The sequence below is a fragment of the Butyricicoccus sp. AF35-5AC genome (genome assembly GCF_003477715.1).
Lineage (GTDB): Bacteria > Bacillota > Clostridia > Oscillospirales > Butyricicoccaceae > Agathobaculum > Agathobaculum butyriciproducens.
The window spans coordinates 485,187-498,866 of record NZ_QUDX01000001.1 but is presented as its reverse complement, the minus strand read 5'-3'; the positions used below and the strand labels follow the sequence as shown (position 1 = coordinate 498,866).

The 13,680-nt window shown below is 57.9% G+C and carries 12 protein-coding genes; 2 read left to right on the top strand and 10 right to left on the bottom strand.

Annotation, left to right across the window (positions count from 1 at the left end; translation table 11 throughout):
- Positions 1-184 precede the first annotated feature (184 nt).
- A complete protein-coding gene (gene feoB / locus DWZ82_RS02325; protein WP_118478450.1) occupies positions 185-2,032 on the bottom strand; it encodes a ferrous iron transporter B in 1,848 nt (615 codons plus the stop codon).
- Positions 2,029-2,268 (bottom strand): FeoA family protein, encoded by a 240-nt coding sequence (locus tag DWZ82_RS02320; RefSeq protein ID WP_118478448.1) that lies wholly within the window; start codon positions 2,266-2,268, stop codon positions 2,029-2,031. Before DWZ82_RS02320 ends, feoB begins: the two co-directional genes overlap by 4 nt.
- Positions 2,269-2,387: 119 nt before the next feature.
- Between DWZ82_RS02320 and DWZ82_RS02315 the strand changes: the two genes are divergently transcribed.
- Positions 2,388-3,326, top strand: a complete 939-nt coding sequence (locus DWZ82_RS02315) for a S1 RNA-binding domain-containing protein (protein ID WP_118478446.1) — start codon at positions 2,388-2,390, stop codon at positions 3,324-3,326.
- 50 nt (positions 3,327-3,376) lie between these two features.
- Here the strand turns inward: DWZ82_RS02315 and DWZ82_RS02310 are convergent, their stop codons facing one another.
- Positions 3,377-4,627 carry a replication-associated recombination protein A gene (locus tag DWZ82_RS02310; protein ID WP_199667355.1) on the bottom strand — a complete coding sequence of 417 codons (1,251 nt, stop codon included), beginning with the start codon at positions 4,625-4,627 and terminating at the stop codon, positions 3,377-3,379.
- A gap of 272 nt (positions 4,628-4,899) precedes the next feature.
- Between DWZ82_RS02310 and hisC the strand changes: the two genes are divergently transcribed.
- Positions 4,900-5,955 (top strand): histidinol-phosphate transaminase, encoded by a 1,056-nt coding sequence (gene hisC, locus DWZ82_RS02305; protein WP_118478444.1) that lies wholly within the window; start codon positions 4,900-4,902, stop codon positions 5,953-5,955.
- A 71-nt stretch (positions 5,956-6,026) separates the two neighbouring features.
- On the opposite strand, the gene DWZ82_RS02300 is transcribed toward hisC, so the two are convergent.
- From DWZ82_RS02300 to DWZ82_RS02270, 7 genes are all read right to left on the bottom strand, one after another.
- Complete coding sequence (locus DWZ82_RS02300) at positions 6,027-6,293, bottom strand: phage holin (protein ID WP_118478442.1); 267 nt, start codon at positions 6,291-6,293, stop codon at positions 6,027-6,029.
- Positions 6,290-6,535, bottom strand: a complete 246-nt coding sequence (locus DWZ82_RS02295; RefSeq protein ID WP_117752359.1) for a hypothetical protein — start codon at positions 6,533-6,535, stop codon at positions 6,290-6,292. Before DWZ82_RS02295 ends, DWZ82_RS02300 begins: the two co-directional genes overlap by 4 nt.
- A 93-nt stretch (positions 6,536-6,628) precedes the next feature.
- Positions 6,629-7,219, bottom strand: a complete 591-nt coding sequence (locus DWZ82_RS02290) for an HD domain-containing protein (protein ID WP_118478440.1) — start codon at positions 7,217-7,219, stop codon at positions 6,629-6,631.
- A 58-nt stretch (positions 7,220-7,277) separates the two neighbouring features.
- A complete protein-coding gene (nrdR, locus tag DWZ82_RS02285; RefSeq protein WP_118478438.1) occupies positions 7,278-7,733 on the bottom strand; it encodes a transcriptional regulator NrdR in 456 nt (151 codons plus the stop codon).
- A 219-nt stretch (positions 7,734-7,952) separates the two neighbouring features.
- The gene (secD, locus tag DWZ82_RS02280) at positions 7,953-10,343 is read right to left on the bottom strand and encodes a protein translocase subunit SecD (RefSeq protein WP_118478436.1); all 2,391 of its coding nucleotides are present in this window, start codon (positions 10,341-10,343) and stop codon (positions 7,953-7,955) included.
- 290 nt (positions 10,344-10,633) lie between these two features.
- Positions 10,634-12,064: an adenylosuccinate lyase gene (gene purB, locus DWZ82_RS02275; protein ID WP_118478434.1), complete on the bottom strand. Its 1,431-nt coding sequence runs from the start codon at positions 12,062-12,064 to the stop codon at positions 10,634-10,636.
- Positions 12,065-12,366: 302 nt separating this feature from the next.
- Positions 12,367-13,566 carry a pyridoxal phosphate-dependent aminotransferase gene (locus DWZ82_RS02270; protein ID WP_199667353.1) on the bottom strand — a complete coding sequence of 400 codons (1,200 nt, stop codon included), beginning with the start codon at positions 13,564-13,566 and terminating at the stop codon, positions 12,367-12,369.
- Positions 13,567-13,680: the final 114 nt, after the last annotated feature.

Here is a 13,680-nt window from a genome sequence, read left to right as displayed (position 1 = left end):
ATGCATAAAAGCCGAGGTCTGCAAGGCAGAAAACCGGCAGGGATAACGCTAAAATAATCCATTAGTATGATAACATTCTTTACAGGTTTATGCAAGCTATTTTGTTTTGAAAATGCAGATTTTTTAACATTTCACACGTTTTACCCTAAAAAAAAAAAAAAAAAACGCACTTTTTTCCTGCTTTTCAGCCTGCCGAAGCAAGCATGCAGTGTATCAATATGCAAAGGGCAAGCCCGATTCCCGCAGGAATCAGCACCGCCGCCAGTGTCCACTTTGCGCTGCGCGTCTCCTGCAGGATGGTAAGGCAGGTTGTCGAGCACGGCGCGTGCGCCACGGTGAGCACCAGTGTGCAGAGCGCGGTCTGCACCGTCCAGCCGTTTGCCAGCAGCAGCGCACGGAAGGAGGCAAAGTCCACGCCGGAGGCGATCGTGCCGGACGAGAGGTAGCCCATCACGATGAGCGGCATGACCAACTCATTCGCCGGAAAGCCGAGGATGAACGCAAGCAGTATCACGCCGTCTATCCCGAACACCCGCGCTGCCGGGTCTAAAAATGCCGTGATGTGCGACAGGATAGCTGTATTCCCGATCTGCACATTGGCGAGCAGCCAGATGAGCACGCCCGCCGGAGCCGCCACAGCGGCGGCTCTCGCAAGGACGAACAGCGTCCGGTCGCGCACGCTGCGCACGATAACGCGCCCAATCTGCGGCATGCGGTACGGCGGCAGCTCGAGCGCAAACGACACCGCCTCTCCGCGCAAAACCGTTGCCGAGAGAATGCGCGACACGAGCAGCGTCAAGCCCACGCTTGCCGCGATGACGCCGGTCAGCAGCAGCGCGCCGCCTGCCGCGCTGCCCGCGAAAAACACTGAGCACAGAAAAATGAGCAGCGGAAACCGTCCGTTGCACGGCGCAAAGCTGTTGGTGAGGATGGCAATCAGCCGCTCCCGCGGCGAGTCGATGATGCGGCAGCCACTTACGCCGCAGGCGTTGCACCCGAAACCCATGCACATGGTCAGGCTCTGCTTGCCGCTCGCTCTCGCGCACTGGAAGGCGTGGTCAAGCTGAAACGCCACGCGCGGCAGGTAGCCTGCGTCCTCAAGCAGCGTGAACAGTGGGAAGAAAATCGCCATCGGCGGCAGCATGACCGAGACCACGGTTGCCAGCACGCGCCACAGCCCGTCGGTCAGCATCGAGACGAAAAACGGCGGCAGTCCCAGCTTCGCAAGCGCGCCCGCAAACGGCGTGCCGAGTGCCAGAAGATGCGTGCTCAGCCACTCGCTCGGCACGTTTGCGCCGAATAGAGTGATGTAAAACACGCCTGCGAGCAGCAAAAGCATGAGCGGCACGCCGAACCTCCGGCTGAGGATCACATCGTCCGCTCGGTCATCCCGCGCGCAGGCGCATTCCGGCTGTCTGACGCACGTCAGCGCGATCTCCTCCGCGCGGAGTGCCGCCGCTGCGGTTGCAATATCGTCCCTCTGTTCCTCCGTCAAATCCTCGTCCATCGCCGGATAGCGGATGGCGGTCGGGTGCGTTTCATTTTCGCCTGCCGCGGCTTTGCGTATCGCGGCTTCGAGCTCGGGCAGACCCTTTCCCTGCCGTGCGGCGCACGGTATCACCGGTATGCCAAGCTCTCGCTCGAGCGCGGCAACATCAATCTCAATGCCCTTTTTCGCGGCTTCATCCATGAGATTCAGGCACAGAATGGCGTTTTTCTGTACCTCCAGTACCTGCAAAGCAAGGATGAGGCTGCGCTCCAGACAGCCCGCGTCCGCCACGAGCACCACCGCGCACGCCTGACCCGAAACCAGAAATTCCCGCGCGGCACGCTCCTCCTCCGAGTGCGCCCGCAGCGAATAAGTACCCGGCAGGTCGGTCAGCGTCAGTCCGCCGCCGCGCAGCCTGCCCTCGGCGCACGCGACTGTTTTGCCGCTCCAGTTGCCGGTGTGCTGACGGCTGCCGGTCAGGGCGTTGAACACGGTCGATTTGCCGACGTTCGGGTTGCCCGCCAGCGCCACGGTGCGCCTCATGGCTGCACCTCGATTTGAGCGGCATCGCCTTTACGCAGGGCAACCACCGCGCCGCGTATCCGGTACGCGATCGGGTCGCCCGAGAGCGCACGCCGCACACAGGTGACGCGCGTGCCCGGCACTAACCCTAAATCCTGCACGCGCCGCCGCATGCCGCCGCTGAGGTGCAGCGCCGCAACCCGCGCCCGCTGTCCGTCCCGCAGCACCGACAGCGAAATATTTGCCGAATCTGCCATTCAATCAGCCCCTTATCCATAATTTCTGCTTACAGATTATGCACTTTTGCGAAATTTGGTGCTACTCTGCCCTGCCTGCACATATAGTAAGGCAGACCCCAAAGGAGGCTCGGCTGCATATGAAAACAAGCGAATCCTATCTGCCCGAGGGCAGCTACATGGTACAGCCTGCGGTCCGGCAGGCATTTTCGACACTCGGCACGCTGCGGCAGGCGCAGGACGAGGGACGCATTCTGGAAGCTGTCGCACAGCGGTGCACCGCCGCGCATGACCTGCTGTTTGACCTCGGCATCGCACAGGGCATCCTGCCGCGCGTGTCCTGTGCGCTCGGCATCGAGCAAGGCGACACGCGCGAGATTGCCATTCTGTCGCGTGTGGGCAAACCCACCTGCTTCATCGTCACCGATATCGACGAGAGCACGGACCCGCCCACGGCGTGGCTGTCGCGCACCATCGTTCAGCAGAAGGCGCAGGACCGGCTGCTTGGTTCCCTCCGTCCGGGTGACGTGATTCCGGCGCGTGTAACGCATCTGGAGCCGTTCGGCGCATTCGTGGACGCAGGCTGCGGCGTGCCGTCGCTCATCGGCATCGAAAATCTGTCCGTGTCGCGCATCTGCCACCCGGGCGACCGATTGACCGTCGGGCAGTCCATTTTAGCCGCTGTCCGCACCGTGGAGCCGGAAAACCGGCGCATTTCGCTCACCCACCGCGAGCTGCTCGGCACCTGGGCGCAGAACGCAGCGCTGTTCTCCGTCGGTGAGACCGTGCGCGGCGTTGTCCGCTCCATCGAGCCGTACGGCGTGTTCATCGAGCTTACACCCAACCTGTCCGGCCTTGCGGAGCCGCGTGCGGACCTGCGGCCCGGCATGGCGGTATCCGTGTACATCAAGTCCATCCTGCCGCAGCGAATGAAGGTAAAGCTGACCATCATCGACGTTCTCTCGCCGTATGACGCACCGACACCGCCACGGTATTTCATCACGGGCGGACATATTAATGCGTGGACCTATACGCCGGTTGGGTGCGATAAAAAGCCGGTTAAAACCGTTTTCGAGTGAACAGCAAAAAAATGGAGAATGAAACCGTCACGTTCATTCTCCATTTTCCATTATTTCTGATTTTTCACTCTATCCCAGTACGCTTTCGCGGCCTGTTCGGTCTTATTCGGGCCGTATTCGTAGTATTGTGCGCCGCGCAGCTCCTCGGGCAGATACTCCTGCTGCACCCAGTGATTAGGATACATATGCGGATACTGATACGTCAACCCGCGGCCTAATTTCTTTGCGCCGCCGTAATGCGTATCCTTGAGGTGCGCCGGAATATCGCCTGCCCTGCCCGCCCGAATGTCGGCAATGGCGGCATCAATGCCGTTGATGGCACTGTTGGACTTGGGCGCGGTCGCCATCAAAATGATCGCCTCCGCAAGCGGAATCCGCGCCTCGGGCAATCCCAGCTGGAACGCACTGTCCACACACGCCTTGACGATGGCGGCGCACTGCGGGTACGCCAAACCGATATCCTCACTCGCAATGACAAGCATGCGCCGCGCCGCGGAGATCATATCGCCTGCCTCGAGCAGCCGCGCGAGATAATGCAGCGCCGCGTCCGGGTCGGAGCCGCGCACGGACTTCTGCAGCGCCGAGAGGATATCGTAATGGCTGTCGCCGTCGCGGTCGTAGCGCATATTTGAGCGCTGCGCCGCCTGCTGCGCGTCCGCGAGCGTGATGCCGTCCGCCCCCGCACCGGAGACGAGCAGCTCGACCGCGCCGAGCGCCTTTCGCACGTCGCCGCCGACCGCCTGCGCGATGTAATCCGCTACGCCGTCCTCGACCGGCTTTGCGTCCTCGCCCATCGCAAGTTTCAACGCACGTTCCACTGCCCGGCGCATATCGGCAGCCTCGACCGGCTTGAACTCGAATACCGTGCAGCGGCTTAAAATTGCGTTGTAGATGTAAAAATACGGGTTTTCCGTTGTGGATGCGATGAGCGTGATCTTGCCGGTTTCGATGAATTCAAGCAGGCTCTGCTGCTGCTTTTTGTTGAAATACTGGATCTCATCGAGGTACACAAGCGCACCGTTCGGCGCAAGAAAGGTGTCCAGCTCGTCGATGATCGCCTTGATATCGGCAATGCCCGCTGTGGTGGCGTTTAAGTGGTATAACTTGCGGTCGGTCTGCTGCGCGATGATGGACGCGACCGTGGTCTTTCCCACGCCGGACGGCCCGTAAAATATCAGGTTCGGGATGCTGCCGCTCTCAATGACGCGGCGCAAAAGACCGTTTTCGCCCAGTAAATGCCGCTGCCCGACCACATCGTCCAAAGTCTTCGGACGGATTTTGTCTGCTAAAGGTTGGTACATAATTTCACCTTAACCATTTTTTTCGTAGGGCGTGACAAGGTGAATTGCCCTGCAGGGCAAGAGATGGTCCTCTGGAGGACGACCTCGGCACGCCGTTGTAAACCATCTGCATACCGTTCAATGCGGCGCGCCGAGTCGTCGCGCCCTACGATTATTGTTCATATGTTATGAATTATACCACAAATTTTAGTTATCGACAAACCCTCTTGACTTTATCGCTTTATTATGATAAACTATCCCCATCAAAGAAAACGAACACAGGAGGTCTCCCCATGGACAAGCCTTTTCTCGATAAGCTGCGCAAGATCGACCCGTATGTGCCGGGCGAGCAGCCGAAAACCGACAATATCATCAAGCTGAACGCCAACGAAAACCCGTACCCGCCCGCGCCGTCCGTGACCGAGGTTCTGCGCACGTTTGACGCCGCAAAACTCGCAATTTATCCGGATGCGAACGCAAAAGCACTCAAAACCGCTATCGCAGAGCGGTTTGATCTGCAGCCGTCGCAGGTATTCCTCGGCAACGGCTCGGACGATGTGCTTGCGCTGGCGTTCCAGTCGTTCTTCTGCTCGGACAAGCCCATTCTCTATCCGGACATCACCTACTCGTTCTATCCGGTCTGGTGCGATCTGTTCCGCATTCCGTACGAAAACATGCCGCTCGACGAGGATTTCTGCATCAATGTGCGTGATTACGACAAGCCGAACGGCGGTATCGTGCTGCCGAACCCGAACGCGCCGACCGGCCGCGGCGTAACGCTCGAGTTCCTCGAGGACCTGCTGCAGCACAATCAGGACTGCGTTGTCATCATCGACGAGGCGTATGTGGACTTCGGCGCGCAGAGCGCTGTTCCGCTGCTCGACAAATACGAAAACCTGCTCATCGTGCAGACGACCAGCAAGTCGCGCTCGCTCGCGGGCATGCGCATCGGCTACGCGCTCGGCTCGGAGACGCTGATTTCCACGCTCGAAGCGGTTAAAAACTCGTACAACTCGTACACGATGGACGCCATCGCACTCGCTGTCGGTGAGGCATCTATCCGCGACGAGGATTATTTCCAGCAGACCTGCCGCAAGGTCAGCACCACCCGTGACCGCTCGGCGGAGGCGCTGCGCGCGCTCGGCTTTACCGTGCTGCCGTCGCTGACAAACTTCCTGTTTGTCACCCACCCGAAGAAGAAAGCGCCGGATATCTTCGCCGCCCTGCGCGAAAAGGGTATCTTTATCCGCTATTTCAAGCTGCCGCGCATTGATAATTACCTGCGTATCACCGTCGGCACGGATGAGCAGATGGATAAGCTTATCGCCGCGCTGAAAGAGATTCTGTAAGAAAAACCCTCTCAAACGAGCAATGTCAGTAAGTTAAGCTGGCATTGCTCTATGAGAGGGATTTTTTCTGTTTACTTCTGCGGAATGGTATACTGCCTTGCCCGTTCGCTGTCCGCGACACCCTTAGTTGTCGGGTCGTTGACGGCGTTCCACACGCTCGACAGCACAAGGAACAGGCAATACGGATTGCGTACCGCATTGCAGAGCAGCGCGCCGACACTCTCCCAGGTGGTGAGGTCAGCGGCGGTCAGACCGGCATACGCCAGCACCGCGGCGAACGCGCTCACGACGATCTGCACCCAGAACACCGGATTCCTAAACCGCACCTTCCAGTTCACTCGACTTCCTCCTTTTCCAAATCACTGATGCGGTGGTTAGCCACGCGGACACGCTCGTCCAGCAGCGCGACTGCCTGCTCCAGCCTGAAGGTTCGGGTGATGAGGTTATTGTGCTTTTCGACCTTCTTTTCAAGCTGTTCGATGCGGTAATTGACCAGCTTGCCGGAGACGATAATGCCGCCGGCCGTGCCCGCCAGCGTCCCCAGCAGGCTCAGTCCCGCAATGATGATCTCAGCTGACACGTTTTCACCTCCTTGCTTCGCATAAGTGCCTGCACCCATACGCCGTTCGGCGGCGAAAATTGACCACGAATGGTCAACTCGATCGAAATTTTTTTATTTTTCTTTGAGCGCACCCTTTTTGATGTTCGCCTGCAGAATGTTATCCGTCAGCTCATACAGGTACGCCGAGCCTTTCTCCGTGCGGCTCTGGCGGCCGTAGACCTGCTTGGCGGTCACATCGTGGTCGGTCCAGTCGCTGCCGCCGTTGCTGTTGTTGAGCAGGAGCGGCTGCAGATTGTCCATCGCGTGGGCAAAGTGCGCCTCGGCGGTCTCGTCGGCCTCAAATTCGTCAAAAACAGCCATCAGCCCGCGTTTCTGATCGTCCGGCAGGAGCGAATAAATGCGCTGCTTTGCCGCGTCCTCGCGTGCCTTCTGCGTCTTCAGACCGTCGGCGTCGTAGGCGTAGGTGTCGCCTGCGTCAATCTCCACCACATCGTGCAGCAGGCACATGAGCATGACGCGCGCCACATCCACCGGCTCGTTGGAATATTCCTGCAGCAGGTACGCCATGATAGCCATGTGCCATGCGTGCTCGGCGTCGTTCTCGCGGCGGCCGTGGCCGGAGAGATGCGTCTGCCGGAAAATGTTCTTCTCCTTGTCGATCTCGAGAATGAAATTCAGCTGTTTCTGCAGCCGTTCGTCCATAAATCCATCTTCCTTTCGATATGAAAAAACGGGTACAGCCTGCGCCATACCCGCCGAATTATTTATCTTTGAGGAGCGTGTTCAGCTCTTCCATAAAGGTGTTGATGTCCTTAAACTGGCGGTAGACCGAGGCAAACCGCACATACGCGACCTCATCAACCTTACGCAGCTGCTCCATGACAAGCTCACCGATGACCTTGCTGGAAACCTCGCTTTCGAGCGAGCTGAACAGCTTCTGCTCGACGTAATCGACGATCTGTTCCAGCTGCATCAGCGAAACCGGGCGTTTCTCGCACGCCTTCACCAGACCGTTGAGCAGCTTCTGGCGGTCGTACGCCTGCCGGGTGCCATCGCGCTTGATCAGCATAAGCGGCATGCGCTCCACCGTCTCGTAGGTGGTAAAGCGTTTTCCGCAGTGGAGACATTCACGCCGGCGGCGGATGCTGGTACCCTCGTCCGTCGGACGGGAGTCCACGACCTTGCTGTCTTCAAAGCTGCAAAATGGGCACTTCATCGTACTTCCCCCTTGTGAACACCGCTTCACGCGCGTGGTTTGTTATCTGTCTGCTGTTATTATACTACGTGGGGTGCTGTTAAGTCAATTTTTTATTGTGATAAAGCGGCACCTTTTCCTGCACTGCCCTATCCGGTCGGCTCCTTTTCTGCACCGGTCACCCTGTGCCGATAAACAAACGCAAAAAAGGCACCCGAACGGGTGCCTTTTCGATAGTCGTTAGATCTTGCGGCGGCGGCGGAACTTCTTACGGAAGAAGCCCCACAGACCGGTAGACAGCATAACGGACGACCAGCCGCCGGCCAGGATACCGACGATCAGCGGCAGGGTGAACTGCTTGAGCGACGGAACACCGAGGATGTATACCATGCCGATGGTGAACAGCGTGGTAAGGGTGGTGTTGATGGTACGGCCCATGGTCTGCCAGATGCTCTTCTCGCCGATGACCTCAAACGGCTCCTTGCGCGCGGTGCGCAGGTTCTCACGAACGCGGTCGAATACGATGATGGACGCGTTGATGGAGTAGCCGAGGATGGTCAGTGCAGCAGCAATGAAGTTGCTGTCGAGCGGAATCTGCAGCAGAACGTAAACGCTCAGCATAACAAGCAGGTCGTGAACCAGGCAGCAGATCGCAGCCAGACCACTGGTCAGCTCGAAGCGGAAGGTGATGTACACCAGCATCAGCAGGATTGCAAGGATCGAGCAGAGGAATGCCGAACGCTGCAGGTCGCTGCCGACAGAAGCGGATACGTCGTTGTTGTTGAGGATATCGGTATCGGCAAGGCTGTACTTCTCCAGCATCTTGTCGATCACGGCAGCACGCTGCTCGGAATCGATCGAGGTGGAGCGGATCAGCACGTCCTCGTTGCCGTCACCGGAGGAGGTTACAGAGGATGCGTCCACGCCGGTTGCGTCCTTGAACAGATCGCTGACCTCGGTCTGGATATCCTGCGTAACAGCGGTATGCATGTTGAACTCCATCTCGGTACCGCCGGCAAAGTCGATGCTCAGGTTGAACAGGTTCTTGCCGAACGGCAGCAGGATCAGCGCGACAAGGCCGGTAGCGACCAGTACGACAGAGATACCGCCGAAGATCTTGAAGTTCTTGAGGATCGGGAAATGCTTCTTCTCTTCCTTGCGCTCGCGCAGGCCGTAAGCCTTCGGATTGCGGATGTGGAAATCCACCATGCGTCTGAGCAGGAAGTGCGTGATGGTCAGCGCGGTGAACATCGAAACGATAACACCAATGCCCAGCGTGGTAGCGAAACCGACGATCGTGCCGGTGCCAAGGAAGAACAGCACGCCACACGCGATCAGGGTGGTGATGTTGGAGTCCAGAATTGCGGTGAACGCACGCTTGAAGCCGGAGTCAATAGCGCTCTTGACGGTCTTGCCGGCAGCCATTTCCTCCTTGATGCGCTCGAAGATAATGACGTTTGCGTCAACCGCCATACCGATGGACAGGATGATACCTGCAATGCCCGGCAGGGACAGGTTTACGCGGATCAGGCTGAACAGCAGCGCCTCGATAACCATGTAGAAGCACAGAGCGAAGCAGGAAACAACGCCCGGAACGCGGTACATGATGATCATGAACAGCATAACGAGCAGCAGACCGATCATACCTGCCTTCAGGCTGGAGCTCATCGCGTCAGCGCCGAGCTGCGGGCCGACAGAGCGAAGCTCTACCTGCTTGAGCGAGAACGGAATCTGACCTGCGTTGATGAGGTTTGCCAGCTCGGTCGCGCTGTCGCGGGTGAACGAGCCGGAGATTACGCAGCTGTCGCTGTCGATCTTGGAAGAAACGGACGGTGCGGAAATAACCTGATCGTCCATGACGATAGCCATCACGTTGGTGCCGTCAGTGCGGGCCGCGATGCTCTCGGTCGCTTCAGCAAACTTCTGCTTGCCCTCAGAGGTAAACTGTACCTCTACATAATGGGTATCCGCAACTTCGTTGCCGGTCGGGCGGCCATAGCCGTAAGTAGCTTTCTTAACGTCAGAGCCGGTCAGCCACTCCTTGCCGTCAGCATCAACAAAGGTGAGCTGTGCGGTGGTGCCGAGGGTCTGTACGGCCTCCTCCGGGTTGGTGATCTGCGGGATTTCGACCGTTACGCGGTTGTCGCCGCTGAGGGATACGGTAGCCTCGGTAAAGCCCTTACCGGTCAGTCGCTGACGGATGACCTTCTGTACCGAGTTCATGTCGTCGGACAGGTTGCTGGTGTCGTAGCCGTCCGGGATTTCGGCCTCGTATACGATACGGGAGCCGCCGACCAGATCCAGACCCAGACGGATACCGTTGTCGGTATCGAGTACGCTCGGGATGATGGCCTTCAGACCGGAGTCTGTCGTGTCTGCGGAATCGGTCGAAGCCGAGTCAGCAGAGGTGTCAGCAGACGCATCCGTGCTGTCTGCCTTGTTGTCCGCCTTGTCTGCGCTGCTGTCGGTAGACGAGGTGTCGCTCGTATCCGTCGCAGACGTGTCGGACGTTGCCGTGTTCCGGAACGGCATGGTCCAGCCGCCCGGAATGTACACTCCTGTTACCGCCGTCACGCCGAGGAAAATGATGATCAGCATGACCGCGATAAAGGAAGTTACACTCTTTTTCACTTGCAAGTGCCTCCTTTATTTTTTTGTTACACAACTGATTTAGTATACAGCATAATAGCCAAAAAGTCAATCATTCTGCACATATTGTATAACAATTCCGCGCCTGTGGCGCGTGTGCAATAGAATATCCCGCCGTGCGGGATATTCATAAAAAGGCAGGGCGTGTACCTGCCTTTTTATACAAGTAAGCATATTTGTGTGCCGCGTGCGACGCGCAAATATGCGCCCGGGATGTATCCGCGCTGTGCGCGGTACATCCTGTCTCGTTTCAGACTGTAGTCTGAAACGAATCAAAGGTTGATCTCTACCTTTACGTCCTCACCGGTGAGGTACGGTGCGATCGCCGGACGAACACACTCGTTCAGGAACTCGTCTACCTGAGACGGGCAGCGGCCGATGTAAGCGGACGGGTCGAGGTGCTCGAGGATCTGCTCACGGGTCATACCGAACATCGGGTCACCGGCAATGCGGTCAACCATATCGTTCTCCAGACCCTCCTCCTTGATGCGCTTGCCCGCAGCCATGGAGTGCTCGCGGATGCGCTCGTGCAGGTCCTGACGGTTGCCGCCGCGCTTTACGGCGTCCATCATGATGTTCTCGGTTGCCATGAACGGCAGCTCGTTCATAACGTGTGCCTCGATGACCTTCGGGTAAACGACCAGACCGGAAACGACGTTGATCATGATGTTGAGGATTGCGTCAACGGCAAGGAATGCCTCCGGCACGGAAATGCGCTTGTTCGCAGAGTCGTCGAGCGTGCGCTCGAACCACTGGGTAGCCGAGGTGAACGCCGGGTTCAGGCTGTCGCAGATGACGTAGCGCGCCAGTGCACAGATACGCTCGGAACGCATCGGGTTGCGCTTGTACGGCATGGCGGACGAGCCGATCTGGTTCTTCTCGAACGGCTCCTCTACTTCCTTCAGGTGCTGCAGCAGACGCAGGTCGGTTGCGAACTTGGAAGCGGATTCTGCGATACCGGCGAGCGTTGCGAGCGTCTGCGCGTCGATCTTGCGGGAGTAGGTCTGGCCGGAGACCGGAACCACGCCTGCAAAGCCGAAATCGTCGGCAATGCGCTTCTCCAGCTTCTTAACCTTGCTCTCGTCGCCGTCAAACAGCTCCATGAAGGACGCCTGCGTGCCGGTCGTGCCCTTGCTGCCGAGCATGCGCAGGTTTTCGATGCGGTATTCTACCTCATTCAAATCCATCAGCAGCTCGTTCATCCACAGGGTAGCGCGCTTGCCGACCGTGGTCAGCTGTGCGGGCTGGAAGTGGGTGAAGCCGAGGGTCGGCTGGGACTTGTGCGCATCCGCGAACTGCGCCAGCTTGTCCAGTACGGTCGCCAGCTTTTTGCGAACCAGCAGCAGACCCTCGCGGATCTGGATGATGTCGGTATTGTCGCCGACATACGCGCTGGTAGCGCCGAGGTGGATAATGCCGGCCGCCTTGGGAGCCGCCTTGCCGAAGGTGTAAACGTGCGCCATAACGTCATGGCGTACCTCCTTCTCGCGCTGACGGGCCACATCGTAGTCGATGTCGGTCAGGTGCGCGGCCATCTCGTCCACCTGCTCCTGCGTGATCGGCAGACCGAGCGCCCGCTCCGCCTTAGCCAGCGACAGCCACAGCCGACGCCAGGTGGAGAACTTCATATCCGAGGAGAAGGTGTAGAGCATCTCCTTGGAAGCGTAGCGCGAAGAAAGCGGGCTTTCGTACACGTTGTTCATGTTATTCGTCCTTTCCGGTGTGTATTTTATCCAAATTATAACGAAATAACGGACTTGTATGGTATCTAATCTTCCATAACAGTCCGATTTTAGTTTAACACTTTGCACCGGTCATTTCAAGCAAAACCGACCGATTTTGCGCTATCTTGTAGCAATAAACAAAGTTTGCAGCGGTTTCGCCGTTAGATTTTGCGTCCTCCCCTTTTTCCTGCACCGCCTGCGCGGTTCAAGTGCCCCAGAGGTTCGGTGCAGAAACCAAAAAGCAGCACCCTTTTCAGAGTGCTGCTCGGAATTACGAATGCTTACGCGTTCTTAATAAACGCCTCGAGGCGGTCGAGACCCTTGTCAATCTCGGTGAGCGAGGTCGCATAGCTCCAGCGGACGAAGCCCGGCGCGGCAAATGCGGTGCACGGAACGGTCGCAACCAGACCCTTCTCAAGGAACAGCTGCGCGAAGTCCTCGGCGCTCTCGATGACCTTGCCGTACATGGTCTTGCCGAGGAAGCCCTTCATGTTCATCATAACATAGAACGCGCCCTCCGGCTTGATGCAGGAAACGCCCTCGATCTTGTTCATGCGCTCTACCAGATGGTCGCGGCGCTGCTCGAACGCCTGCTTCATCACCTGCATATCCTCCTGCGGGCCGGTCAGCGCGGTGATGGCCGCCTGCTGGGAAATGGTGGACGGTGCAGAGGTGGAGTGGCTCAGGTAGTTCGCCATCACCTTGGCCAGCTGCGGATTGGACGCGCTGTAGCCGATACGCCAGCCGGTCATCGCGTAGCTCTTGGACACGCCGTTGACCAGAATGGTGCGCTCCTTCACGTCCTCGCCCAGAGAAGCGAACGAAACGAACTCATTGTTATCATATACAAGGTTGCAGTAAATCTCATCCGCGATAACGTAGATGTTATGGCGGCAGCAAACCTCAGCGATTGCCTCCAGCTCGGCCTTGGTGTATACCATGCCGGTCGGGTTGGACGGAGAGTTCAGCATGAACACCTTGGTCTTGTCGGTAATGGCGGCATCCAGCTGCTCTGCGGTGATCTTGAAGTGCGCCTCCTCGGTTGCGGCTACGATGACCGGGATTGCACCTGCCTGCTTTACCATCTCGGAGTAGCTTACCCAGTACGGAGCCGCGATAACGACCTCGTCGCCCGGGTTGCACAGCGTCATCAGCGCGATATAGACCGAGTGCTTTGCACCCGAAGCCACAACGATCTGCGTCGGCTCGTAGTCCAGACCGCAGTCCTCCTTCAGACGGTAGCAAGCTGCCTTGCGCAGATCCATCAGACCGGCTGCCGGCGTGTACTTGGTCTGGTTGTTCTCAATGGCCTCGATACCGGCCTGCTTGATGTGCTCCGGCGTCGGAAAATCCGGCTCACCGGCACCAAAGCCGACAACGTCCTTGCCCTCTGCCTTCATCTGCTTGAACAGCGAATCAATGGCCAGCGTCGTGGACGCCTGCACACCTGCTGCAATCTTGGAAATCGGCTTCAATGCCATGCTCAGCACTCCCTTATATCTCTCATCAGTTATCATGTGTTTTTATTATATGCCTGCGAACTTATTTTTGCAAGTCCTGACTTAATAAATTGCAAAATCGACACAATAAAAAAA

Coding starts and splice junctions, on each gene's coding strand:
- feoB (WP_118478450.1), bottom strand. CDS start 2,032: ATGAGGCGCACCGTGGCGCTGGCGGGCAACCCGAACGTCGGCAAATCG.
- DWZ82_RS02320 (WP_118478448.1), bottom strand. CDS start 2,268: ATGGCAGATTCGGCAAATATTTCGCTGTCGGTGCTGCGGGACGGACAG.
- DWZ82_RS02315 (WP_118478446.1), top strand. CDS start 2,388: ATGAAAACAAGCGAATCCTATCTGCCCGAGGGCAGCTACATGGTACAG.
- DWZ82_RS02310 (WP_199667355.1), bottom strand. CDS start 4,627: ATGTACCAACCTTTAGCAGACAAAATCCGTCCGAAGACTTTGGACGAT.
- hisC (WP_118478444.1), top strand. CDS start 4,900: ATGGACAAGCCTTTTCTCGATAAGCTGCGCAAGATCGACCCGTATGTG.
- DWZ82_RS02290 (WP_118478440.1), bottom strand. CDS start 7,219: ATGGACGAACGGCTGCAGAAACAGCTGAATTTCATTCTCGAGATCGAC.
- nrdR (WP_118478438.1), bottom strand. CDS start 7,733: ATGAAGTGCCCATTTTGCAGCTTTGAAGACAGCAAGGTCGTGGACTCC.
- purB (WP_118478434.1), bottom strand. CDS start 12,064: ATGAACAACGTGTACGAAAGCCCGCTTTCTTCGCGCTACGCTTCCAAG.
- DWZ82_RS02270 (WP_199667353.1), bottom strand. CDS start 13,566: ATGGCATTGAAGCCGATTTCCAAGATTGCAGCAGGTGTGCAGGCGTCC.